Source organism: Siphonobacter sp. BAB-5405, from assembly GCF_002872335.1.
GTDB lineage: Bacteria > Bacteroidota > Bacteroidia > Cytophagales > Spirosomataceae > Siphonobacter.
This window is the reverse complement of sequence record NZ_NJAG01000007.1, coordinates 387,856-411,043: the sequence shown is the minus strand read 5'-3', so window position 1 is coordinate 411,043 and position 23,188 is coordinate 387,856. Positions and strand designations below refer to the sequence as shown.

The 23,188-nt window shown below is 47.8% G+C and carries 20 protein-coding genes; 9 read left to right on the top strand and 11 right to left on the bottom strand.

Annotation, left to right across the window (positions count from 1 at the left end):
• The first annotated feature begins 105 nt into the window (after nt 1-105).
• From BWI97_RS08265 to BWI97_RS08255, 3 genes are all read left to right on the top strand, one after another.
• Nucleotides 106-1,212 (top strand): glycoside hydrolase family 26 protein, encoded by a 1,107-nt coding sequence (locus BWI97_RS08265; RefSeq protein WP_233207780.1) that lies wholly within the window; start codon nt 106-108, stop codon nt 1,210-1,212.
• A gap of 74 nt (nt 1,213-1,286) precedes the next feature.
• Complete coding sequence (locus BWI97_RS08260; RefSeq protein ID WP_102200668.1) at nt 1,287-3,173, top strand: sodium:solute symporter family protein; 1,887 nt, start codon at nt 1,287-1,289, stop codon at nt 3,171-3,173.
• Nucleotides 3,160-4,332 carry a glycosidase gene (locus BWI97_RS08255; protein WP_102200667.1) on the top strand — a complete coding sequence of 391 codons (1,173 nt, stop codon included), beginning with the start codon at nt 3,160-3,162 and terminating at the stop codon, nt 4,330-4,332. The genes BWI97_RS08260 and BWI97_RS08255 overlap by 14 nt, the downstream gene beginning before the upstream one ends.
• Before the next feature lie 57 nt (nt 4,333-4,389).
• Here the strand turns inward: BWI97_RS08255 and BWI97_RS08250 are convergent, their stop codons facing one another.
• From BWI97_RS08250 to BWI97_RS08225, 6 genes are all read right to left on the bottom strand, one after another.
• Entirely contained in the window at nt 4,390-5,319 is a 930-nt protein-coding gene (locus BWI97_RS08250; protein ID WP_102200666.1) for a DUF6607 family protein, read from the bottom strand.
• Nucleotides 5,316-5,753, bottom strand: coding sequence for a hypothetical protein (locus BWI97_RS08245; RefSeq protein WP_102200665.1), 438 nt, complete (start codon nt 5,751-5,753; stop codon nt 5,316-5,318). The genes BWI97_RS08250 and BWI97_RS08245 overlap by 4 nt, the downstream gene beginning before the upstream one ends.
• 9 nt (nt 5,754-5,762) lie before the next feature.
• Nucleotides 5,763-6,098 (bottom strand): DUF6686 family protein, encoded by a 336-nt coding sequence (locus tag BWI97_RS08240; RefSeq protein WP_146010897.1) that lies wholly within the window; start codon nt 6,096-6,098, stop codon nt 5,763-5,765.
• A 35-nt stretch (nt 6,099-6,133) separates the two neighbouring features.
• Nucleotides 6,134-6,361 carry a heavy-metal-associated domain-containing protein gene (locus tag BWI97_RS08235; protein WP_102200663.1) on the bottom strand — a complete coding sequence of 76 codons (228 nt, stop codon included), beginning with the start codon at nt 6,359-6,361 and terminating at the stop codon, nt 6,134-6,136.
• Between the two features lie 314 nt (nt 6,362-6,675).
• Nucleotides 6,676-6,957, bottom strand: a complete 282-nt coding sequence (locus tag BWI97_RS08230; protein WP_102200662.1) for a hypothetical protein — start codon at nt 6,955-6,957, stop codon at nt 6,676-6,678.
• A gap of 56 nt (nt 6,958-7,013) precedes the next feature.
• Nucleotides 7,014-7,346, bottom strand: a complete 333-nt coding sequence (locus BWI97_RS08225) for a hypothetical protein (protein ID WP_102200661.1) — start codon at nt 7,344-7,346, stop codon at nt 7,014-7,016.
• A 131-nt stretch (nt 7,347-7,477) separates the two neighbouring features.
• On the opposite strand from BWI97_RS08225, the gene BWI97_RS08220 reads away from it, so the two are divergent.
• Nucleotides 7,478-7,819: a hypothetical protein gene (locus tag BWI97_RS08220; protein WP_094813189.1), complete on the top strand. Its 342-nt coding sequence runs from the start codon at nt 7,478-7,480 to the stop codon at nt 7,817-7,819.
• Nucleotides 7,820-7,887: 68 nt separating this feature from the next.
• On the opposite strand, the gene BWI97_RS08215 is transcribed toward BWI97_RS08220, so the two are convergent.
• Entirely contained in the window at nt 7,888-9,081 is a 1,194-nt protein-coding gene (locus tag BWI97_RS08215; RefSeq protein ID WP_094813191.1) for an O-succinylhomoserine sulfhydrylase, read from the bottom strand.
• A 163-nt stretch (nt 9,082-9,244) separates the two neighbouring features.
• Between BWI97_RS08215 and BWI97_RS08210 the strand changes: the two genes are divergently transcribed.
• Together BWI97_RS08210 and BWI97_RS08205 are read left to right on the top strand one after the other, a co-directional pair.
• Nucleotides 9,245-9,709, top strand: coding sequence for an Lrp/AsnC family transcriptional regulator (locus BWI97_RS08210; protein WP_094813193.1), 465 nt, complete (start codon nt 9,245-9,247; stop codon nt 9,707-9,709).
• 86 nt (nt 9,710-9,795) lie between these two features.
• Entirely contained in the window at nt 9,796-10,575 is a 780-nt protein-coding gene (locus BWI97_RS08205) for a DUF2490 domain-containing protein (RefSeq protein ID WP_094813195.1), read from the top strand.
• A gap of 77 nt (nt 10,576-10,652) precedes the next feature.
• On the opposite strand, the gene BWI97_RS08200 is transcribed toward BWI97_RS08205, so the two are convergent.
• Entirely contained in the window at nt 10,653-11,534 is an 882-nt protein-coding gene (locus BWI97_RS08200) for a DUF1684 domain-containing protein (RefSeq protein ID WP_102200660.1), read from the bottom strand.
• A 259-nt stretch (nt 11,535-11,793) separates the two neighbouring features.
• Here BWI97_RS08200 and BWI97_RS08195 point away from each other — a divergent pair, with 259 nt between their 5' ends.
• A complete protein-coding gene (locus BWI97_RS08195) occupies nt 11,794-13,470 on the top strand; it encodes a hypothetical protein (protein WP_102200659.1) in 1,677 nt (558 codons plus the stop codon).
• A 42-nt stretch (nt 13,471-13,512) separates the two neighbouring features.
• Here the strand turns inward: BWI97_RS08195 and BWI97_RS08190 are convergent, their stop codons facing one another.
• Nucleotides 13,513-14,766 (bottom strand): asparagine synthetase B, encoded by a 1,254-nt coding sequence (locus tag BWI97_RS08190; RefSeq protein ID WP_102200658.1) that lies wholly within the window; start codon nt 14,764-14,766, stop codon nt 13,513-13,515.
• Between the two features lie 448 nt (nt 14,767-15,214).
• Here BWI97_RS08190 and BWI97_RS08185 point away from each other — a divergent pair, with 448 nt between their 5' ends.
• Nucleotides 15,215-17,647, top strand: a complete 2,433-nt coding sequence (locus BWI97_RS08185) for a helix-turn-helix domain-containing protein (protein ID WP_102200657.1) — start codon at nt 15,215-15,217, stop codon at nt 17,645-17,647.
• 120 nt (nt 17,648-17,767) lie between these two features.
• Nucleotides 17,768-20,551, top strand: coding sequence for a leucine--tRNA ligase (gene leuS, locus BWI97_RS08180; RefSeq protein WP_102200656.1), 2,784 nt, complete (start codon nt 17,768-17,770; stop codon nt 20,549-20,551).
• Nucleotides 20,552-21,244: 693 nt separating this feature from the next.
• On the opposite strand, the gene BWI97_RS08170 is transcribed toward leuS, so the two are convergent.
• Both BWI97_RS08170 and BWI97_RS08165 read right to left on the bottom strand, forming a co-directional pair.
• Nucleotides 21,245-22,534 carry an adenylosuccinate synthase gene (locus tag BWI97_RS08170; RefSeq protein WP_102200654.1) on the bottom strand — a complete coding sequence of 430 codons (1,290 nt, stop codon included), beginning with the start codon at nt 22,532-22,534 and terminating at the stop codon, nt 21,245-21,247.
• 90 nt (nt 22,535-22,624) lie between these two features.
• The gene (locus tag BWI97_RS08165; protein WP_094813933.1) at nt 22,625-23,125 is read right to left on the bottom strand and encodes a Fur family transcriptional regulator; all 501 of its coding nucleotides are present in this window, start codon (nt 23,123-23,125) and stop codon (nt 22,625-22,627) included.
• Nucleotides 23,126-23,188 lie beyond the last annotated feature (63 nt).

Genomic DNA, 23,188 nt, shown 5'->3' with positions numbered 1-23,188 from the left:
CATCAACGAACGCTAGTACTAGTCCAGCAACTAACAATCAATAACCAAACAAAGGCTTCTATTCGAATCGGGTAGAAGCCTTTGTTTTATCTTTAAACAAAAAAAATGATGTTGCGTACGGCTCTGGTTTGTTTGACTTTATACGCGGGAAGCCTCGGTGCTCAGACCGCCCCCATTGATAAAAAAGCCACGAAAGAAACCCGGAATCTGTATGCCAATTTGCAGAAGCTGGCAAAAAAAGGAACCATGTTCGGCCATCAGGACGATTTGGGGTATGGCGTGAACTGGCGGGCTGAAGCCGGTCGTTCGGATGTAAAGGAAGTCGTGGGCGAGTACCCCGCCGTATTCGGCTGGGATCTGGGACGGATTGAATTCGATAGCACCCACGAAATCGACGGGATTCCCTTCGAAAGTCAGCGGAAATTTGTGGAGCAGGTCTACGCTCAGGGCGGTGTCAACACCTTTAGCTGGCACCTAAACAACCCGACCAACCCCACGAAAACCAGCTGGGACAAAGCAGATTTCACCATTCGTACACTCTTCAGCGATTCGCAGGCCCGGCAACGGTACGATGCCTGGCTGGATCGGGTCGCGGCTTATTTCAAAAGTCTGAAAGGCCCCAAAGGCGAAGCCATTCCGGTCATCTTCCGACCCTTCCACGAGCATACGGGTAGCTGGTTCTGGTGGGGGAAAGACCACGCTACGGTGGCCGAATACGTGCAATTGTGGCGATATACGGTCGAGTATTTACGCGATAAAAAGGACGTTCATAACGTACTCTATGCGTATTCGACCGACCGTTTTCCAACGAAAGAAGAATACCTCGAACGCTATCCCGGCGATGCGTATATCGACATCGTTGGTTTTGACATTTACCACCGTCCGCAACCCGGTCAGCCTGACCATTTTGTGGCGAATACGCGTCAAATGGTGGAAATTCTGAAAGAGGTGGGGCAGGAAAAGAAAAAGGTCTACGCCATCACCGAAACCGGCCTCGAAAAACTGCCCCAGCCGAACTGGTGGACGCAGGTACTGGCACCGATTATCAAAAACGCGGGTTTATCTTACGTGCTGGTTTGGCGAAATGGCAATCCGGGACACTTTTACGCTCCCTACGCCGGACAAGCCACTGCGGAAGATTTTAAGAAATTTTCCCAGCAATCGGACGTTTACCTCCAAAAGAAAACGGCGGCTGCCCAACTCTACCGCTAAGTATTCGGCTCATGCATGACTCTCCGGAACTTGCCTAACGTATACTGAGTTGGTTAGCTAGCAACGGAGCAATCATGAAATTATCCCTACTGGACTTTTGTATCATCATCATTTATCTGGTGGCGGTCATTGTGCTGGGTTTAGTCCTCAAAAAACGGGCTTCCCGCAACAAGGAAGCGTATCTGCTGGGCGGCAAAACCCTGCCGTGGTATATGCTGGGGCTGTCGAACGCCTCGGACATGTTTGACATTTCCGGTACCATGTGGATGGTCTCCCTGGCCTTCGTGTACGGACTGAAAAGCCTCTGGATTCCTTGGCTCTGGCCCGTATTCAATCAGGTATTTATGATGATGTACCTGTCGGTCTGGCTACGCCGTTCGAACGTGACCACTGGAGCCGAATGGATCGGAACACGGTTTGGCAAGGGGCCGGGGGTAACGGCCTCGCATACCATCGTCGTCGTGTTTGCCCTGTTGAGTTGCCTGGGATTTCTGGCGTATGGTTTCGTGGGTCTGGGCAAATTCATGGAAATTTTTATTCCCTTTGAAAGCATGGCTCCGTACCTGCCGTTCCGCATCGCTCCGGAATACGTGGGGCCTTTCTACGGCATCATCTTTACTGCCTTTGCCGTATTTTACGCCATTTTGGGTGGTATGACGAGCATCGTGATTGGCGACGTACTGAAGTACGGGATCATGACGATTTCGGCTTTCGTGATTGCCGTCATTGCCATGCAGGAGCTTTCCAGTAGAACGCTGGAAGTACCGCAGGGCTGGTATACGCCCTTTTTCGGTTGGAAACTTGATGATCTGAACTGGTCGGGGATTCTGGATGAGGTGAATACCAAAATCAAGTCGGATGGTTTTTCCCTGTTCGGAATCTTCTTCATGATGATGACCTTTAAAGGAATACTGGCAAGTCTGGCCGGACCCGCTCCGAATTACGACATGCAGAAAATTCTATCGACCAAATCACCCCAGGAAGCCGCCAAGATGAGTGGGATTGTCTCCATCGTGCTGCTGCCCGTGCGGTACGCAATGGTGATGGGTTTGACGGTACTGGCTCTGTTGCATTTCGATCAGCTAGGCTTGCATACATCGCGGGGCATTGATTTCGAGAAAATCCTGCCCGCGTCCATTTTGCAGTTCGTACCTGCCGGGCTGATGGGCCTGCTGCTGGCTGGCTTACTGGCGGCGTTTATGGGCACCTTTGCGGGTACGCTCAATGCCGCTCAGGCCTACGTAGTGAATGACATTTACCTGAAATACATCAATCCCGGAGCCAGCAATAGCCGCATTTCCCGGATGAATTACTTCTCAGGACTGGTAGTAGCCAGTATCGGTATTCTGATGGGACTGTTTGCTAAAGATGTTAACAGCATTCTGCAATGGATCGTCTCGGCTTTGTACGGCGGTTACGTCGCGGCCAATGTATTAAAGTGGCACTGGTGGCGATTTAATGCCAATGGCTTTTTCTGGGGTATGCTGGCGGGAATCGTTCCGGCCCTGATTTTCCCTTACGTCTTCCGCGAAACGCTGAGTCTGTATTATTTCCCGCTGCTGTTTCTGCTCTCGCTGGCGGGGTGTATCATTGGTTCGCTGGTGACGCCGCCGACGGATCGGCAAACGCTGACTACCTTTTACCGGACCGTACGTCCCTGGGGTTTCTGGAAGCCGATTCAAGATCAGGTACAGGCCGAAGATCCCGATTTTCGGCCCAACCAAGCGTTTGGACGAGACGCCTTTAATGTCATCATCGGGATCATCGCTCAGTGTGGACTGACGCTGGTGCCCATGTATCTGATTTTGAAAATGAACGTTGAGCTAACGATAACCCTGGGTGTATTGGGCCTTTGTGTAGTGATTTTGAAGAAAACCTGGTGGGATCGCTTACCGACGGAAGAACCTGCATCGCCAGCTTCCGCTCACCGTTTAACTAAAACCTTAAATGACTTTTCATGAACGGCTTGCTCAGTTGCAGGAAGCCCACGATAGACTGCTCAGACGTCCCAACGTACAGGCAGATCTGGGGAATGGTCTGTTCGACCGCTATCAATATGCCATCGTAACGGCCGCCCATACGCCGCTTTTCTGGCGGTATGATCTGAATCCCGAAACCAATCCGTTTCTGATGGAGCGGTTTGGAATCAATGCCACCTTCAATGCCGGGGCCATCAAAATAGAAGACAAGTATCTACTGATTCTGCGAGTGGAAGGACTGGATCGAAAATCGTTTTTTGCCGTAGCTGAAAGCCCCAACGGAATCGATCAGTTTCAGTTCTGGGAGTATCCCATTACCATGCCCGAAACCGATGAACCGGACGTCAATGTGTACGACATGCGGGTAGTACAGCACGAAGACGGCTGGATTTATGGCCTGTTCTGTACCGAACGCAAAGACCCGAACGCCCAACCCGGCGATGAATCGGCGGCTATTGCCCAGTGCGGCATCGCCCGGACCCGTGACCTGAAAACCTGGGAGCGATTACCCGATCTGCAAACGCCCTCGCCGCAGCAACGCAACGTGGTAGTACATCCCGAATGGGTGGAAGGTAAATACGCGTTTTACACTCGGCCGCAGGATGGATTCATTCAGGCGGGTACGGGCGGAGGGATTGCTCTGGGTCTGGCGGATTCGATGGAAAAAGCCATCATTACCCAGGAAACGGTGATCGATCCGAAAGACTATCATACCGTATACGAAGTCAAAAACGGGCAGGGACCGGCTCCGCTGAAAACGTCACTAGGCTGGCTTCATCTGGCTCATGGGGTACGAAATACGGCGGCTGGTTTGCGATACGTGCTGTATATGTTCATGACGGACTTACAGGATCTGACAAAAGTGATTTACAAGCCGGCGGGTTACGTACTGGCACCCGAAGGGGAAGAACGGATCGGCGATGTATCAAACGTAGTCTTTTCCAACGGCTGGATTCTGGACGACGACGGCACGGTATTCATCTACTACGGCTCATCCGACACGCGTATGCACGTGGCAACAACCACGCTCGACCGATTGCTTGACTATGTGGTACATACCCCGGTGGATGGCATGCGGTCGGCGGCTTCGGTACAGCGATTAACGGCTTTAATTGATCGAAACAAGGCCTTAACCAACTAACAAAAAAGCTCGTCCGTGTCATACGGACGAGCTTTTTTGTTAAAGATCATAGGTTCATTACTTCATACCTACTAACTCCTTATTTTTCAGAAACTTCTGGATCGTAGCTTTGATTTCGGCCTTATTAGCCGCTGTCGCTTTGGGAGCTTTCAGATACGCCGCAGAAAGGTCATCCAGTGATTGATTTAGACTCTTGCCGTCAATTTTCTTTTCCAGTTGAATACCTTTTTTCTGAGCAATCAGATCACCCCAGACATTCCGGACATCCACCCAGAACGTCCGGTGTTTCGTCCACCAGTCTTTCGCTGAGTTACAAGCCGCTTCTTTAACGCGGTGGTAATCATTGATGCCTTTTTCGTAGGCAATGATTTTCTCGCCATCGGGGGTACGCAGGACTTTGGCATTGTCCTGATCGTGCAGGTAGCCGTAATCCGTGATAACGATGCGATTGCCGCGACGCATCACATTGTAGTCGTTGCGGGTCGTGTACTCGCGGCGGGGCAGGGGAGCGTCGGTGGTATTGTCCCAGACATGGCGGCCATCGGCGTGAAACCAGGTAGCCGAACCTTCGTAGCGGGGGCTATCGTCTACTTCAAAAACCTGTTGCGTCCACTGGCCCTTGGCCTGCGGGGCGGTCAGGGCTTTGTATTTCCACTCCGCGTCCTGTTCGTACGCCAGCAGATCCGTATTCTGGAATTTCCAGTCTTCCCGCCAATGTTTAATGATGGTACTATCGTTGATGACCAGCAGGTGCATCAGTACTAATTTATTGGGCGTTTCTTCGTCCACGAATACGTACTCTAACGCACCCATTTCTTTTCGGTCCTTGAATTTGTATTCGCGGTTGGGAGAGAACGTTTCAGCGTATTTAAAAGTGATGGCGTGACAGCCGCACTGACCTTTGATCGCCTGAATATCAGCTGATTTCTGAGCAAAGGCAGTACTAAGCAGACTACCCAGGGTTAAGGTGAAGATAAAGCGTTTCATTCGAATACGGGTTTCGATTTTTGCTGGTTCGTAAATTGGTAATCAGGGGTTTTAAGCCACTTCCAGGATTCAATCGTCAGCAGGATACTCATCAGCAGGACGAAGGTTAATAATAAAAGTTGCGAAGGGTCTCCTTCCTTCAGTTCGCCGACGACATGACTCAGGTGAGCCAGCGTAAACGGAATGCTGAGGAAGAAGTTTACCCTCCGCCACTCGATCGATTGAAGATAGAGCAGAGCAACCGCCCAGATGAGCGGAAATAATTCAAAAATGAATCGGATGATGACCAGCGACATGGGTTTCTGTCCATTGGCCCCTTCGCGAACGATGTTGATGCCGTAGAACAAATCGCCTACATGAAAATTGAAGTGCAGGATCATGCACACGGTGGTCAACACCCAGAAAATCAGAATACGGATACGGGAAATACTCATGAGAATTAGTTATTCAAGCGAACTGGTATACAGAATTTTATGAGCTTCCACAATCAGATTCACTTCCTGCATCATGTTAATGAGTTCTTCCAGCTCCGATTCAGCGAGCAGAATATTCAGATTCAATACCGGCGACCGCATGATAATTTCTTTGCCGTGCGAGGTGGAAAAGTAGCTCATGTTGCACCGCTCCTGGAGCATTTCCAAAAAATACTGGAAATCTTCGGCGTTGAAAATCAGTAAGATATTATTGAAAGCCAGGTTGTACGTCTGGCAACCTTCGCAGTAGCCGATGTAGCCATTTTCCTGTTGCGTGAGGGTACGGAAACAATGAGATTGGTGCATGAGTACCGGAGTTAAATCGGAGAAAAGGATCGAATTCAATCAGCCAGGGAAGGCGTTTTTATATGCCGGAGTTTACAGGTGACGCCTGTACGCTTCAAGGCTTCTATAATTCGCTCGGGAGCAATCCATTCACTGAATACCTCCAGTGACTGCGTCAGAAAGTCAATGCTAAATCGGGTGATACCCAGTTGACCCAGACTTTCTTTCACCGCCTGAATTCCCAGGGGAGAATTCAAATTCGTTTGAAAACAGATTCTTTTCATAAGCTGAATCAATGAAATGATTGGTGAGGTAATTGAGTTAATATTTATTTAGACTAATTATAATTAATACAAAAGTGCATGATGAAAACATGCCGTACAAGTGATTGGGAAAAATTGTTGAAAAGTTTTTGGACTGGGCTCGCCCCGATGTAAAATCGTTAGGGAATGATCGGGGCGGAGATGGTTTCGCGTTAGTGACGCGAGATTAAACGAAGGGCCTTCACTTATGAACAACATTCGCCCCGATCTGACCATAAGGGTTACAAATCGGGGCGAAGCTGAAAATCAAAAATGTAAAGAAAGGTTGCTGTATCTTAGGAAAGCGACGATAACGCAATGAACAAATCCACTTTGCCAAAACGCTCGATGGCTTGTTGGGCATACGCTGAGGGACCTGATTCACCGGAACCTATCGTATAACCCAGATCATCCCCACTGCCAACGCCCAGTCGATGCATGGCTTCTTGCAGAGCTTCTTTGTCTTCGTCTACCAATAATACTTTAGCTCCTTCGTTGCGGAGAATTTCGGCCAGCGTGGTGGCTGCACTTTGCGTGCCATTCGTAATGACGGCTACCTGATTTTCTAAACGTTTCATGGGTACAAGGATTGGTTGTTGGTCTATTTAAAAATCGGAATAGGATGGATAGTAATCTAGTTAGACTTATCAGTTTCAGTCTTAATCACCTTTTTCATTTCCCGTAAACCTACTTCAGGAACAGCCAGCCATTTCAAACTGGCCACCATTCCTTCAATGTTGGTATGGTTCATATGACGAGCCTTCCAGGCCTTCCAGGTTTTTATAAACTCGGCATCACCCTCTTCAAAGTGACCCCGTTGAACGATTTTTTTTAGTGTATCATAGCTATCATTACCCTGGATATTACCGCCTTTTTTCCAGACGTCCGGGTGATGCTGACGGATGTCCTCCGCGTAGTCTAACAGTTTTTTTAGTGACTCCGTCACTTTGGGCAAGGGTGCAGCCATGTTCAGTAGGGTTGGTTACGGAATCCCTTAAAAAAGCTGTACCTCGTGGATTAACTCTTTTTAACAGCTGAATACAAGGCTGTTTTAAACGTAGCTTACGTAATTAGATCAGAGAAGAAACGCCAGAAGCCATGAAAAAACTATTGATTATAACGTTGGTCGCCCTGGGCAGTATGCTCACCGGGTGTTCCTCACGCGTTTACTCCGATGGGTACGGAGGTTACGGACCTAGTTACGGTGGATACTACGGACCCGCCTACGGCTATCGTCCCTACTATGCCCGGCCTCGGGTTTATGTAACGCCACCGCCGCGGGTATACCGTCATCGGCAGTATAACAATCGGAGAAATGATATCTATCGCCGGAATAATTCGTATCGAAGAAATGATTCGTTCCGAAATCATAATTCATTCCGGGCAAAACCCAATAATGGAAACCGGGGCGGTGGTCCCCGTTCCAGAGGACCGAGGTAATCAAAAAAGCGGCAGAGAAAACTCTCTGCCGCTTTTTGCATAAACCCAATCAAACTTTTAATTCGCTCTTAAACCGTAGCGGCTTCCTGGGAAGTCGCTACTTTGGCTAAAGCCTGCTGAAAATCTTCAATCAGATCGTCAATATTTTCCAGACCTACCGCAATCCGTACGAGACCATCGGTAATGCCTACTTCGGCCCGCTCTTCTTTACTTAATTTGGAATGCGTTGTACTCGCGGGATGAGTCAGGATGGTACGCGTATCACCTAAGTTCGGAGAGATCGAGGCAATTTCGAGGTGCTGCGTCAACGCATTGACCGCCTCAAACCCGCCTTTTACTTCCAGCGTCAGGATCGCTCCGCCGTATTTCATCTGCTGTTTGGCCAGTTCATACTGCGGATGACTTTCCAGGAAGGGATAATGAACTGCCTGTAAAGCCGCATGGCCTTCCAGGGTTCGAGCCAATGCCAGAGCATTTTCACTATGAGCTCTCATCCGGACAAATAGCGTTTCCAGACTCTTCGACAGTACCCAGGCGTTGAACGGCGATAAAGCCGGACCCGTATGACGGGCGAAGAAACGAATCGGCTCGATCAGGTCTTTCCGGCCGACCAGAATCCCCCCCAGCACGCGACCCTGGCCATCCATATATTTCGTAGCCGAGTGCATCACCAGATCGGCCCCGAGTTCAATCGGATTTTGAATGACCGGCGTGGCAAAGCAGTTGTCAACGGCCAGCACGACCTGATGCCGTTTGGCAATGGCTGACAGGGCCCGTAAATCGGTCAGCTCTAAACCTGGGTTGGATGGACTTTCACAGAAATAGAATTTTGTGTTTTCCTGGGTAGCCGCTTCCCATTGGGAAAGATCATGACCCTCAACGAACGTAGTCGTTACGCCCCACTTCGGCATGATCTTGTTCAGAATCTGAATGGCGGAACCAAACAGGGCTTTTGAAGCAACTACGTGATCTCCCGCCTGTAAGCTTCCGGCGAACGTGGCGAAAATGGCCGCCATACCCGAGGCAAAGGCGATCCCTTCTTCGCCGCCTTCCAGCAAACAAACCTTACGGATAAACTCGTCCACGTTGGGGTTGGAGTACCGGGAATACACGTTGCCCGCAATCTCATCGGCAAACATGGCCCGACCCATTTCGGCGTCGTCGAAGGTAAAACTGGACGTTAAGTATAAGGGAACCGAGTGCTCGCGGTTGTGTGAACGTTCCGCCTGAGCCCGGATAGCTAGTGTTTCTTTAGATGCCATAATTAATCAGTGCTATCAAATTTCTGTCTACAAAGTTCGGTATTTAGTGAATATGTTGTGATTTTAGGGTTGGAATTAGAAAACAAATCTAGTAAGTGCTCTTTTTATAAAAGAAACACTCTGTTCGTTTATGATTTTTGCCTGCTAACTAGAAAAATAATCTATGGATCAACTCGACCCCATTGACCGCCGTATTCTGTCGCTCTTACAAACCAATGCTTTCATTTCTAATAAAGAACTGGCTCAGGAAGTAGGGCTTTCATTGACACCCGTACACGAACGGGTCAAACGCCTCGAACGTGAGGGTTATTTAAAAGGATATGTCGCGTTGGTGGATCGTCGCAAAATGGGACGTAGCCTGATTGCCTTTTGTCAGGTTTCGCTAAAGGAACACACGCAGGCCTTTATTCAGGAGTTTGAAGCGAAAATTGGTAGTCTGCCCGAGGTGATGGAGTGTTATAACATCGCCGGACCGTATGACTATCTATTGAAAGTGATCGTGAAAGATATGGATGATTACCGCCGCTTCGTAGTCGAACAACTGGCGGCCCTGGCCCACATTGGCGGTCCGCAAAGTGTATTCGTAATGGCTGAGATCAAGGTTACTACGGCCTTACCCGTTGACTAGCTATGTTATGGAATTGTTAAGAATGTAATCCGCAAAATCACGATTTGATCATACAACGTACTTTTGCGGGATTCTAATTCTTTTCCGTGACTAAGCTACGCGTATCTTTCAAGTTTTGGGCCTGCCTGTTGCTGGGCACCACGGCCTATGCCCAAACCTCTTTAACACCCGCTGCTCCCTGGGGAAGCTGGTTTATCGGTACCGTGGTACTACCCGGCGGAGAAAAAAAATGGGGTGGCTTTGCGGAAGTGCAGGCTCGTAGTAACAGTGTATTTCAGGAGTTCTTCTACTCGGAATTGAAGGGGGGCGTTACGTACGACATCAACAAAAATTTCACCGTAGGCATGGCGGGCGGACGATACGCAACTTATGATTTTCAGGATTTATCGGCGGGACCGTTGAATACGGAAGGGCGGATGTGGGAACAACTGGTCATCAATCAATACCTCGATCGGCTGCGTTTTGAACATCGGTACCGGGTGGAACAACGCTGGTTTACCTTTCGGGATGGTACGCATCCGTACCGAAACCGGATTCGCTATCGACTGAATATGTTCATTCCTCTCAACAATAAGAGTATCAAGGAGAAAACGTATTTCATTTCCATATTTGATGAAATCTTCCTGAATCCCAAAGGACCTACGTTCGAGCGGAACCGTCTTTTTGCGGGACTCGGCTACCAGATTACGAAACACTGGACCGTTCAGGTGGGTTGGGTAAATCAGACCAATTACAGTCCGGCTTCCTTTGAGCAGGGCGTATTCAAACCCAGTGCCCAGGCCGGAAAAAATAACGTATTTATTGCCTGGACGTATCGACTGAAAAGTCTGGGTTCTTCCGAGAAACTACCTTCTCCAGTAGATTAATCTGCTGATAGTCAAAACAAAAGCCTGATCCTAGGGCCAGGCTTTTTCGGTTACATCAAGTTTTGGTTAAGGAAAAATCAGTGGTCGCCGAATCGCTTTTCACCTGCTGGAATTCGAACCGCTAGTTTGTTTTGTTTGGGCGGCAACGGGCAGGTAGCGTAAGGCGTAAAAGCACAGGGCGGATTGATGGCCTGATTGAAATCCAGTACCGTCGTCCCATCGGCACTTGGCTGTTCGGCGTATAAGAAGCGACCCGCTCCGTACGTGTCCTTTTTGTTCGTTTCGTCCCCAAATACGATGAAAAGCTTGTCTTCACCCGTAGCGTCGAGGCGGTAGGTTTTTCCTTCAAGTTCAAACACTAGCGTACCCGCCAGCGGCTGATCGGAGGTTTGACCCAGAACATTCGTAATGGCTACAGTTTTGGGCGTACTGGGTTTTTCCAGACGAGCCGTAACCCGGTATTTTTCGTTGACAGCAAAGCGTTCGATGCCGTGGAAGTTTTTTAACTGTTCGCTTTCCAGATCACGCAAGCGAATGCCGTATTGGTCACCGCGTTTGATTACTACCCATTTTAAGGACTCGTGTTGTACGATATTGGGCTTGGTATGGGCAGTAAAAATGGTCTGCGTATCTGTTGCTTTTTGTCCGTCTACCGTCACCACGGCATCGGCAGTTGGCGTAAACTGTACGACATCGTTTTGTAATTTAAAGGTACCCAAATGGGCGGCACCTCCGGGAAATACTACCTTATTATCCGAAGCACTGCCTACCGTATTTGCTCCTTCTTTGAGCCAGAATAAGCCCGCTAGATTCAGCCAGCCATCTTCGCGTTTCAACGAAGCGACGCGTTTCTGATGCCATTCTTCCAGCCGGGTTTTATAAGCCGGATCGTCGGAAATGGGGCGGAACGAAGCCAGTAGAAGGCTCGAAGCCGCAAAAAGGATAGAGTGATAGGTCATGATTACAGAACCATTGGAGTACGAAGGAACGCGACAAAGATATGGATATTAATTTAATCTATATATTAAGTAGAGTAAAAATATTATTTTGACTTAAATGCACTTTAAGGGTGCTTGAGGTAAAAAGATTGAACTGCTGTTAATATATATAATGAACTGAACCATTAGAAGGATTAAGGATTTGGCCATTTATAGGTATTTGTCAGGTTTAGAGCACGGAGTACTTTTGGTTAATTCAAATCCAAAACCAATCTTTGTTATGAAAAAAAGTCTACTAATTGTAGTGTTCCTACTTGCTAGGTTTGTATCAGCTTATGCACAAGATCCCTTTATCTTGATGCGAAGTACAAATAAAGAAAATGATGCAAATGAAAAAATTATTAAATTGCCAGTTGACACAGTAAAAAATATAAAGCCTTATCAGCCATATCAAGATAAAGAGCGAACTTTTTTTTCTGATAATAGAATTAATAGAGATCCTTTATTAAGAAATTTAGATTCATTACGATTAGAATTAGATAAAAGGCAAAAAAAAATTAATGAAATTGATAAATTTGTTGAAAAAAATAGAAAAGATACATTAATTAAGTTTTTACAGGAGAAGCTACAAATTGAAAGAAATTTACAAAAAAATAAAACAGACTTGTATAAAGAATTAATGACTAGCTATCCAAAAGTAATAAAGCTTAAAAATACTTTGATCTTATTGCCGAACCGAATAGAGTTGGTCAATACTAAGATAGAAAATGCTACAGTAGCCGTAGATACCTGGCTTGCCAAACTAGACCGAGTTACCAGTTTATTCGATACTACCTACACAATAGATATGAAGAAGGGAGTCATCGAATCAGTCGCTGATAATTATGCTAAACTTCAAGCCGTTAATAGAGGATTTGAAACCCTTAAAAAGGGCCTTGACAATGTAGAAAACTTTACTGCCAGTACGGAGTATATAGAGGCTGTAATCCTGGATTCCACAAAGTACTCTCCCCAAATAGTAGAGTTAATAGAAAAAATTGATACAAAAGATACAATGCTCAGGAATCGGCTTGCTGCTTATAACAAAACCTATGCGGAGGCTGAGAAAAAGTATATTGTTTATGACAAAAAATTAAATGATATAGTTATCAGATTCAATAAATTAAACCTGTTCAAAGATAGTCTTCAGAGGAAGGTTGATACGTTACTATATACAATGTACAATAAGAAAAAGATTATCGATGAAGAAACTCAGGTTGGTGCATTGCCTTCTTTAATATCCCCCCTTGGAGATATGAGACAGCTTAATTTGAACATGAATTTACTTGCTTCATTTTCTAAAAGAGTAAGTACTTCGAATTATGTAGCCGTTGAAGGTAGGCTTTTTACTACAAACATTACTTCACTAGGTCAGGACAATCTGAAAAACTTTTTCTTGCCTGAAGTTAGTCCTTTTGGATTTCAGTTGAAAGGTACTTATGGGAGCCAATATCAGTACAATCACAAATTAAGGCCTACTGAAAAAAAGCATTTGAATTACGGAATCACGGGTCAGCTTAATTTTCTAACTAAGAAATTTGCATTGGCAGATACAGCCAATGGATTAAGTAATAACTTTACTAATTTCTTTATTCACGCGAAGGGTGGAGCTGAAGTAGTAATTGTCGATAGAACTTTAGGAATATACGCTAACACAAACTGGATTACCGCTATAGATAACATTTCAGCGTTCGAAACAAACTTTGCCGGGAAAGAAAAAAGCTACTGGTTCTGGGAAGTAGGACTGAGAGGGCTGTTTGGTTCAAAGCAAGTGAAAAACGGTCTAAGTTTATCCATTGATCTTTCCTTTATTATTCCTCAGCAGAAGGGTAGAGAGTTTATCAACACGGTTGACAATATTTATCCTGTATTCAGGTTTGGTGTATTAAAAAGTTTAGGATCGATTTATGAACAATAAAAAGCAGGAATAGGATGGGATGCCCCATCCTATTCCTGCTTTTTAGGTTTTCCGTTTCTTCTTACGAGCCGAAGGAAAGAGTACATTATTCAAAATCAGTCGATAACCCGGTGAATTGGGGTGTAGGTTCAAATCCGTAGGGGTTCGATGAAAACCGCGTTGACCTTCTGGGTCGTGACCGCTGTAAAACGTGAACTGGCCCCGGCCCAGCTCGCCGTAGAGGTAGCGGTACGTAGATTTGCTCTGTCCTAAAACCAGTACACTGGGCTTGACTGTAGCTTTGTTGAACGCACTCGTTTGTCCGAAAAATTCACGAATGGTACTTTCATGATTCTGCACGAGCATGGACGGAATCACATCCCACTTGGCCGAAAAATCGAACAGCGAAAAATACGTATCATCCCCCCAGCCGTACCCCGAAGAAGCGTTGATATTGGAAAAGGACATTCCCGGGTAATCTTCGTCGGAAAGCTCCAGTTCGAAATTATCGAAGGCAATGGTCTTACTGAAATCCAGTTTTCCCTGAGCTTTGGGGTCTATGCCGTCACCGTCGAATACGGAAGGTACAATATCGAGTCCTTCGGCGGCCAGAGCCACATCCAGTGATTCGGTACCCGAGCACATGGCAAACAGATAGCCGCCACCGGCACAGAATTCCTTGATGTTTCGGGCGACTTCCAGCTTCAGTTGCGAGACTTTCGCAAAGTGGTACTTCTCCGCAATCTTCTTCTGAGCCAGCATATCGTCTGCACTCATACGGCGGCGATTTCGGCCAAATTGTCCCGTAAAGTCTTCGTGGTGCAGGTGTAGCCAGTCGTAGAGGTGTAGGTCACCCCGCAGGATTTCCTCGTCGTAGACCACTTCGTAGGGAATCTCGGCGTAGTTAAGCACCAGCAATACGGCATCGGTATCTTCGAAGGTCGCCTTACTTACTTTGATGGGACTATACACGACAATACGGGCGGCTTTGTAGAGTTTTACCACGTCCATATTCACGTTCGGATTCGTGATCGACTGGAGTAGGGTAGTCACCGCCGCGTCGGAAATGACTTCGTAGGAAACGCCGCGAAGTTTACATTCCAGATCCAGCTCTTTCGAATACTGCATCAGAAAACTACCGCCCCGATAGTTGAGGAGCCAGTCTATCTCCCGATCCGCTTTCAGCTCCCGATACGCCAGCCCGTATGCTTTGAGATGATTGGTCTGCTGGGCATCCATGGGAATCAGCAGCGAGTTGGCCCAGCTATTGGCAACTACCAGTAGCCCTAAAAAACAGATAATCCCGAATGTCCTCATGTTCGTAGTGATTTACCATACCGAAAGCAAAGAGTAACTGGAAGAGTATCTGTAAGTTATGGAATCCTTTTAGTCTTTCCTATGCATTCGCGACGCAGGCCCGGAAAATCACGATGCCTCATACTTACCGGAAGAACTTACAGGGGTTGGACGGGGTTAGAGAAAGGAGTTTCTGGGGAATTGATGGCGGTCGGCGATCGCTCGTTAGTTTTAAGTTGATCGTTGCTGGTTGTTAGGGGGTAGTAATGTTCTTTCCGGGTAATAGATACTCGAATCCAGCCTAGCTGCTGAGCAAAGTGGAAAGAGTAGAGGGTGGAATCGAGTACCTGTCATTGCCCTAACGGTTAAAAAAGCGGCAAGCACCTTTACCGTTCCCTCAGTACCTTTGGTCTTTGAAAAGACTGAAGGTGTTTTTTATTCAGTTTTGCCGAGCTTCTTACACTGCATTATGGAATCCAATACGCCCTTACAACTGGCAGCCGAGTTCATCCATTTTACCAATAAAAACATTTTTCTGACCGGAAAAGCCGGTACCGGAAAGACTACCTTTTTACACGGATTAAAGAAAACCCTGCAAAAGCGAATGGCCATTGTGGCTCCCACGGGAGTAGCGGCCATCAATGCCGGGGGCGTTACGATTCACTCGTTTTTTCAGCTACCCTTTGGTCCGTACGTACCCGACGGCTCCACGCAACGGCAGTTTCGTTTCGGCAAGGAAAAAATCAACCTCATCAAAAGCCTGGATTTACTGGTCATTGATGAAATCAGTATGGTGCGGGCCGATACGCTCGACGGAATCGACGACGTACTGCGGCGGTACAAGAATCGGGACTTACCCTTCGGCGGCGTACAGTTGCTGATGATTGGCGACTTGCACCAGCTCTCACCGGTGATTAAAGACGAAGAATGGGCCTTACTAAAACCCTATTATAACTCGGTCTATTTTTTCAGTAGCCGGGCTTTGCAGGAAAGTAACCCCGTCCGGATTGAACTAACGCACATTTACCGGCAGTCGGATACCTTTTTTATTGACTTACTGAATCAGATTCGGGAAAATCAGTTGAGTACCGAAACCTTGCAGGCCCTCAATCAGCGGCATATTCCGGATTTTAAACCGAAGGAAGACGAAGGGTACATTACGCTGACTACCCATAACGATACGGCTCTGAAAATCAACAAAGTAAAATTAGATGAGCTAAAGGGCAAGAAATATACGTTTGAAGCTACAATCAAGGATGAATTCCCGACGTATGCCTATCCTACCGAACCAGAACTGACGCTGAAAATCAACGCTCAGGTGATGTTCGTTAAAAACGATGCTTCACGGGACAAGCTGTTTTATAACGGGAAAATCGGTCGAATTACCCGCATCGAAGACGAAACCATTTACGTCAAGTGCAAGGAAGATTACGCCGAAATTCCGGTACAACCCGTGGAATGGCAGAACGTTAAGTACGTTCTAAATGCAGAAACGAAAGAAATTGAAGAGCAGGTAATTGGCAGCTTCACTCAGATGCCGCTAAAACTGGCCTGGGCCATTACAATTCACAAAAGTCAGGGCCTGACCTTCGAGAAAGCCATTATCGACGCCAATCTTTCCTTCGCCCACGGACAGGTATACGTAGCCCTGAGTCGCTGCAAAAGTTTTGAAGGCATGGTGCTGCGAAACCCACTTTCCCTGAGCAGCGTCAAAACGGACGGACTCGTATCAGCCTATAACCGGGCCGCTAGCCAGCAGATTCCCGACGAGAAACAACTGAGGGAGGCCAAAATTGCCTTTCAGCAAACGATTTTATACGAACTATTCAACTTCTCGGAAATCCGCTCGACCCGTCAGTATCTGAGTCGATTGCTGGATACCCATCAAACGGTGATCAATCCGGCCATTCGTCAGGCCCTGCAACGGATTCGAACCGCTTCCGAAGAGGCGATTGATAGCGTTTCCGGAAAATTTCAGCAGCAATTGTCGCAGTATTTTCAGCAGGGAGGCTTGCCGGAAGAACAGGAGGCTTTGATGAGCCGCGTACAAAAAGGCTGTCAGTACTTTCTGGAAAAATTTGAGAGCATTTTTGACGCCGAGACGCTGGACGTGGAAACGGACAACCAGTTAGTAAAAAAATCAGCAGGGCAGGCTCTGGAAAACTATCAGCGACTCGTGGCTATCAAGCGAGCGACGTTACAGGCTGGCATGAAAGGCTTTACGACCAGCGATTACCTGCGGGCGAAAGCCAATGCGGATATTGATTTCAAGGTGCGAACCAAAGCGGCCGCGACCAGTAGTAAATCGAGCCCCAGAGCAAGTAAAGACATGGCTCACCCCGAGCTGTACTACGCCTTGAAGACCTGGCGGGACAGTCAGGCGGCGGAACGGGATGTGCCGGTATACATCATTTTGCCCCAAAAATCACTCGTTGAATTAGTGGAAGTACTGCCTACCACACTGGCCGAACTGGAAACTGTGAAAGGGATTGGTAAGGCAAAAGTCAAAGAATTTGGGTCGGAAATCATTGAGATCATTCAGGAGTACTGCGAAGAAAATCGGGTAGAAAAAGAAGTCATTGAGATTCCTCTGAAGAAAGAAAAGGTAGATACCAAACGCGTCAGCTTCGAGCTGTTTCAGGACGGAAAAACGCTGGAAGAGATTGCCGAGGAACGCGGTCTGAATGTTGGTACTATCGAAGGACACCTGCTGCATTACGTGGGTGTGGGCGAGTTGGATGTGTATGATCTATACCCGAAAACTCGATTGATGCCAACCATTGAGTACGTGCGGGAACATCCCCAGCAGTCGTTAGGTGAAATAAAACTGGCCTTGGGCGAAGCCGTTTCATACAGCGAAATCAAGGCCGCTTTAAAATATCTGGAATCGCTCCAGGATTAAGTTTAGGTAATCCGGAAGCGGAAGGTATGTAAAGCTTCCTTACCTTCTGCTCAAATTTCCGTACTTTCGCGGCTTGAAACCGGTTTCAGAAGCTGAAAACCGTAAACTGAACACTGACCAATGGAGTACGCTTTTCGCGATATTGAGAAGAAATGGCAGGAGTTCTGGGAGAAAAACCAGACCTACCGCGTCGAAAACCAGTCTGAATTACCCAAGTACTATGTGCTGGATATGTTTCCGTACCCTTCTGGAGCGGGTCTGCACGTAGGACACCCGCTGGGCTACATTGCCAGCGACATTTTCAGTCGGTACAAACGGATGAAGGGATTCAACGTTCTGCACCCGATGGGTTTCGACAGTTTTGGTCTGCCTGCCGAACAGTACGCCATTCAGACGGGACAGCACCCGGCTATTACGACCGAACAAAACATTACCCGATATATTGAACAATTGAAGAACATCGGATTCAGCTTCGACTGGAGCCGGGAAGTTCGCACGTCCAATACCGATTACTACAAATGGACGCAGTGGATTTTTATGCAGTTGTTCAACCACTATTACGACAAAGACGCTGACCAAGCTCTGTCTATTGCGACGCTTACGGAAACCTTCGCCCAGAAAGGATCGAAGGGCGTACATGCGGTTTGTGACGAAGATGCACCCGTATTTACAGCGGAAGAATGGCAGGCGAAAAGCGAACAGGAGCAGTACGAAATTACGCTGAAGTATCGTCTGACGTATCTGGCCGATGCCGTCGTGAACTGGTGTCCGGGTTTGGGTACCGTTCTGGCTAACGATGAGGTGAAGGACGGCGTATCCGAACGTGGCGGTTTTCCGGTTGAAAAGAAACTGATGCGTCAGTGGATGATGCGGATTACGGCCTACGCGGATCGTTTATTAAATGGTCTGGATACGATCGACTGGTCAGAATCTATCAAAGAACAGCAACGCAACTGGATTGGCCGTTCGCAGGGAGCCAGCGTGAAGTTTCAGGTGGATGGTCAGGAACAGACAATTGAAGTGTTTACGACGCGGGTGGATACCATCTATGGCGTGAGTTTCATGGTAATCGCTCCCGAACACGAACTGGTACCTTCGCTGACGACGCCCGAGCAGAAAGAAGCCGTGGATGCGTACGTAGATGCCACCAAACGCCGCTCGGAGCTGGATCGGATGATGGAAGTGAAGAAAGTGTCCGGCGTCTTTACGGGTAGCTACGTCATCAATCCATTTAACGAAGCAAAAGTCCCCATCTACCTGGCTGATTATGTACTGGCCGGTTACGGAACGGGTGCCGTCATGGGCGTGCCTTCCGGCGATCAGCGGGACTGGAATTTTGCCACACACTTCGATCTGCCCATCGTACCGATTCTGGATGCTCAGAAAGACATCGATCAGCAGGCGGATGCTACCAAAGAAGGTCAGTATATCAATTCCGGCATCATTAACGGAATGACGTACAAGGAAGCGACACAAACGCTGACGAACTGGCTGGAAGAACGTGGCCTTGGCAAAGGGAAAGTCAACTACCGGATGCGGGATGCCGTATTCAGTCGCCAGCGGTACTGGGGCGAACCCGTACCGGTGTACTTCAAAAATGGCTTACCGTATCTGATCGACGAAAGCGATCTGCCGCTGGAATTACCCGCCGTTGACAAATACCTGCCGACTGAAACGGGCGAGCCGCCGCTGGGCCGGGCTGCCGACTGGAAATACAAAGGCGAGTATGAGTACGAGCTGAGTACGATGCCGGGTTGGGCGGGTTCGTCGTGGTACTGGTTCCGGTATATGGATCCGAAAAACGGAAACGAACTGGCCTCGAAAGAAGCCATTGACTACTGGCAGAACATTGATCTGTATGTGGGCGGATCGGAACACGCGACGGGTCACTTGCTGTACTCACGTTTCTGGAATAAATTCCTGAAAGACATCGGTATTGCTCCCGAAGAAGAGTTTGCCAAAAAACTGGTCAACCAGGGGATGATTCAGGGCCGTTCGAACTTTATATACCGCGTGAAAGAATCGCATCCGGTAACGTTCGTGAGCTTTGAATTGAAAGATAAATACGACGTCACCCCGCTACACGTGGACGTGAACATCGTAGAGCAGGACGTACTGGACGTAGAGAAATTCCGGGCTTCGCGTACGGACGTTCCCGAAGATGCCCTGTTCATCATGGATGGCGATAAGTTCGTTTGCGGCTGGGAAGTGGAGAAAATGTCCAAGTCCAAATTCAACGTCGTGAATCCTGATGATGTAGTAGAAAAATACGGAGCCGATACTTTACGCCTGTACGAAATGTTCCTTGGGCCACTGACGGATTCCAAACCCTGGAATACTAATGGCATCAGCGGAACGTTCAATTTCCTGCGGAAACTCTGGCGGTTGTTCTACGAAGATCAGACGGGTAAATACCTGGTCACGGATCAGCAACCCACGCCCGAAGAACTGAAAGCTCTGCATAAGGCAATCAAAAAAGTAGGCGAGGACATTGAAGTCCTGTCCTTCAACACGTCCGTACCGGCTTTCATGGTACTGGCCAACGAGTTGACTACGCTGAAATGTAACAAGAAGGCCATTCTGAGCGATTTTGTTCGAATTCTGGCTCCCTTTGCTCCGCACATTTGCGAAGAATTATGGGTAGCTCTGGGTAACGAACCCGGTACTGTAACCAAGCAGCCATTCCCCGTATTCAACCCGGCGTATCTGGTCGAAAACTCCTTCGATTATCCGATCCAGATCAACGGAAAAGTACGGGCCACGCTAACCTTTGCCGCTGACGCTCAGCCGAAAGACATTGAAGCCGAAGTACTGGCCAATGAAACGGTACTGAAGTGGCTGGAAGGCAAAACCCCCAAGAAAGTGGTGGTGGTACCGAAGCGGATTGTCAACGTGGTAATCTAGTATGGTATCCTGTACCGTCCTGAAATCCGGGAAATTTTAGCTTAGCGTATAAGAGTAAGTATAAAGCCGGGTCTCGTCTCTTTACTAGCAAGAGGCCGACCGGCTTTAGTGTTTAGTTGAAATGTTTAATGGTTAGGCAGAAAGGCCCCGGTGTTACCGGGGTTTTTTGTTGGGGGAGTTTAGGGTTTTGAGCGGCCGCCGCTGCGGTTTTGAGTTTTGAGTTTTCTGTTTTCTGTTTTCTGTTTTCTGTTTTCTGTTTTCTGTTTTCTGTTTTCTGTTTTGATAGAATAAAACCCGGTAAAGGTAGGGGGACGCGTTGTCCGTAGTATGTACTACGGACGCAAAAATGGGTAGGCTGTGCCTACCGGGCGGGACGATTCCCCGCATTGCATACGGGGCTAATGATATTGAACCCCTTCGGGGTTGGATAGTTCAAACCCTGCTCAACCAATTTTCAACCGTCATGGAATGATTGGGGCGTCAATAGTTTCGCGTTTGTGACGCGATGTCCCTTACTTTTCGGATTTCGAAGGTGGTCTGCAAGGGTTCAGTATCGTCAATATCATTGGCAGCCTTGCGGATAGGGCATAAAAAAACAGGGTCACTGCGTTTTTGATACGAAGTAACCCTGTTTTAAAAGGAAGACGGTTAACTACTGAAAACGATCAACGAATAACCGTCAACTAAAAACAACTACACGCTCAATTGAGCTTCCCGGTGAATGATTGCTTCCCGATCAGGACCCGTGGAGATAAAGCTAATGGGCAATTCCAGATTTTCTTCCAGGAAACTGATGTATTCGGCCAGTTCGGCAGGTAATTCATCGTAGCAGTGGAAATTGGTCAGGTCCGTTTGCCAGCCTTTGAACGTTTTGTATACCGGTGTAATCTCGATATCGTTCATGTCATGCGGGATCTGTTCCGTTACCGTACCGTCAGGCAGTTGGTAGTGGGTACAAACCTTGATTTCTTCCATGATGTTCAGCACGTCCACTTTCATCATGATGAGCTGCGTAACACCGTTCACCATCATGGCATACTTCAGCGAAGGCAAATCCAGCCAGCCCGTCCGACGCGAACGTCCCGTAGTGGCACCAAACTCGCGACCTTCCTGACGAATGCGTTCGCCCGTTTCGTCGTGCAGCTCAGTCGGGAAAGGACCGCTACCCACACGGGTACAGTAAGCTTTGAAAATACCGTATACTTCACCGACGTTCTTCGGAGCTACACCCAAACCGGTACAAACCCCGGCGGCCATCGTCGTCGAGCTGGTTACAAACGGATAGGAACCAAAATCAATATCCAGCAAAGAACCCTGAGCTCCTTCGGCCAAAATGGTTTTACCCTCGTTGATCGCCTGGTTGATGACGTACTCGGTATCGGCCAGTTCAAACTGCTTCAAAAACTCGATGGAATCGAAGAATTGTTGTTCCAGTTCCGTCAGGTCGTACGAGAAATTATAGAAGCCCAGGATCATCTTGTGCGTATCGACTAGCTGCTTGTATTTAGCCGAAAAGTTTGGAGAAAGTACATCTCCTACGCGTAAACCCTGCCGCGACACTTTGTCGGTGTACGTAGGGCCAATACCACGAAGCGTCGAGCCAATTTTAGAATCCCCTTTGGCTTGTTCGTAAGCGGCGTCGAGCAGGCGGTGCGAGGGTAAAATCAGGGAAGCTTTCTTCGAAATCAGCAGGTTCTTGGTCAGATCCATGCCGAATTTCTCGCTGAGGCCTTCAATTTCCTTTTTGAAGACGATCGGATCCAGTACGAGGCCGTTACCGATAATGTTCAGTACTTCCGAACGGAATACACCCGAAGGAATCTGGTGAAGTACGTGTTTTTTTCCTTCAAACTCCAGCGTGTGTCCCGCGTTTGGGCCGCCCTGAAAACGGGCCACCACCTGATACTGTGGAGCCAGTACATCCACAATTTTTCCCTTGCCTTCGTCGCCCCATTGAAGGCCCAGCAATACGTCAACTTTCATTGGTAGTAATTAAAATGTAAAAGAAACTCAGATAGAATACAGAACCCCTCCCTGCGGTATGGGAGGGGGCCGTTACTGAGTCATAAGTCTTTATTCATTTGTCAGGGCAAAGGGTTGGCCCGTGAGCATAGAATTTCGATTTTCGCAATTAGGCTTCGTGCACGATCCGTAGAAAATCAGGCTGTGGTGCATGATGTTCGACTGCATCATATCGCCTACCATATTCTGGATGTTCTGTACCCGGGGATCGCAGAATTCCGTTACGTGGTGGCAATCCGTACAGATCAGGTGATCGTGTTGCCGGCGGCCGTAGGATTTTTCGTACTGAGCCTGGTTTTTACCAAACTGGTGTTTGGTGACCAGGTTACATTCCACCAGTACATCGAGGGTGTTGTAGACCGTAGCCCGTGAAACCTGGTACTTTTTATTTTTCATGGAAACGTAGAGTTCTTCTACGTCGAAATGGTCGTCGCGAGAGTAAATCTCTTCCAGAATCGCAAAACGTTCGGGCGTTTTACGAAGACCTTTATTTTCCAGGAACGCGGTGAAGATCTGCCTCACCGTCGTAAAACTCGATTCGTTAAGAGGCATTGTTTTCGGAATAAGTTGCAAAGAAAAGGCATTTACAGGAGTTTAGCTCAGTGAAAGATAAAC

Coding starts and splice junctions, on each gene's coding strand:
- BWI97_RS08265 (WP_233207780.1), top strand. CDS start 106: ATGATGTTGCGTACGGCTCTGGTTTGTTTGACTTTATACGCGGGAAGC.
- BWI97_RS08260 (WP_102200668.1), top strand. CDS start 1,287: ATGAAATTATCCCTACTGGACTTTTGTATCATCATCATTTATCTGGTG.
- BWI97_RS08255 (WP_102200667.1), top strand. CDS start 3,160: ATGACTTTTCATGAACGGCTTGCTCAGTTGCAGGAAGCCCACGATAGA.
- BWI97_RS08250 (WP_102200666.1), bottom strand. CDS start 5,319: ATGAAACGCTTTATCTTCACCTTAACCCTGGGTAGTCTGCTTAGTACT.
- BWI97_RS08245 (WP_102200665.1), bottom strand. CDS start 5,753: ATGAGTATTTCCCGTATCCGTATTCTGATTTTCTGGGTGTTGACCACC.
- BWI97_RS08240 (WP_146010897.1), bottom strand. CDS start 6,098: ATGCACCAATCTCATTGTTTCCGTACCCTCACGCAACAGGAAAATGGC.
- BWI97_RS08235 (WP_102200663.1), bottom strand. CDS start 6,361: ATGAAAAGAATCTGTTTTCAAACGAATTTGAATTCTCCCCTGGGAATT.
- BWI97_RS08230 (WP_102200662.1), bottom strand. CDS start 6,957: ATGAAACGTTTAGAAAATCAGGTAGCCGTCATTACGAATGGCACGCAA.
- BWI97_RS08225 (WP_102200661.1), bottom strand. CDS start 7,346: ATGGCTGCACCCTTGCCCAAAGTGACGGAGTCACTAAAAAAACTGTTA.
- BWI97_RS08220 (WP_094813189.1), top strand. CDS start 7,478: ATGAAAAAACTATTGATTATAACGTTGGTCGCCCTGGGCAGTATGCTC.
- BWI97_RS08215 (WP_094813191.1), bottom strand. CDS start 9,081: ATGGCATCTAAAGAAACACTAGCTATCCGGGCTCAGGCGGAACGTTCA.
- BWI97_RS08210 (WP_094813193.1), top strand. CDS start 9,245: ATGGATCAACTCGACCCCATTGACCGCCGTATTCTGTCGCTCTTACAA.
- BWI97_RS08200 (WP_102200660.1), bottom strand. CDS start 11,534: ATGACCTATCACTCTATCCTTTTTGCGGCTTCGAGCCTTCTACTGGCT.
- BWI97_RS08195 (WP_102200659.1), top strand. CDS start 11,794: ATGAAAAAAAGTCTACTAATTGTAGTGTTCCTACTTGCTAGGTTTGTA.
- BWI97_RS08190 (WP_102200658.1), bottom strand. CDS start 14,766: ATGAGGACATTCGGGATTATCTGTTTTTTAGGGCTACTGGTAGTTGCC.
- BWI97_RS08185 (WP_102200657.1), top strand. CDS start 15,215: ATGGAATCCAATACGCCCTTACAACTGGCAGCCGAGTTCATCCATTTT.
- leuS (WP_102200656.1), top strand. CDS start 17,768: ATGGAGTACGCTTTTCGCGATATTGAGAAGAAATGGCAGGAGTTCTGG.
- BWI97_RS08170 (WP_102200654.1), bottom strand. CDS start 22,534: ATGAAAGTTGACGTATTGCTGGGCCTTCAATGGGGCGACGAAGGCAAG.
- BWI97_RS08165 (WP_094813933.1), bottom strand. CDS start 23,125: ATGCCTCTTAACGAATCGAGTTTTACGACGGTGAGGCAGATCTTCACC.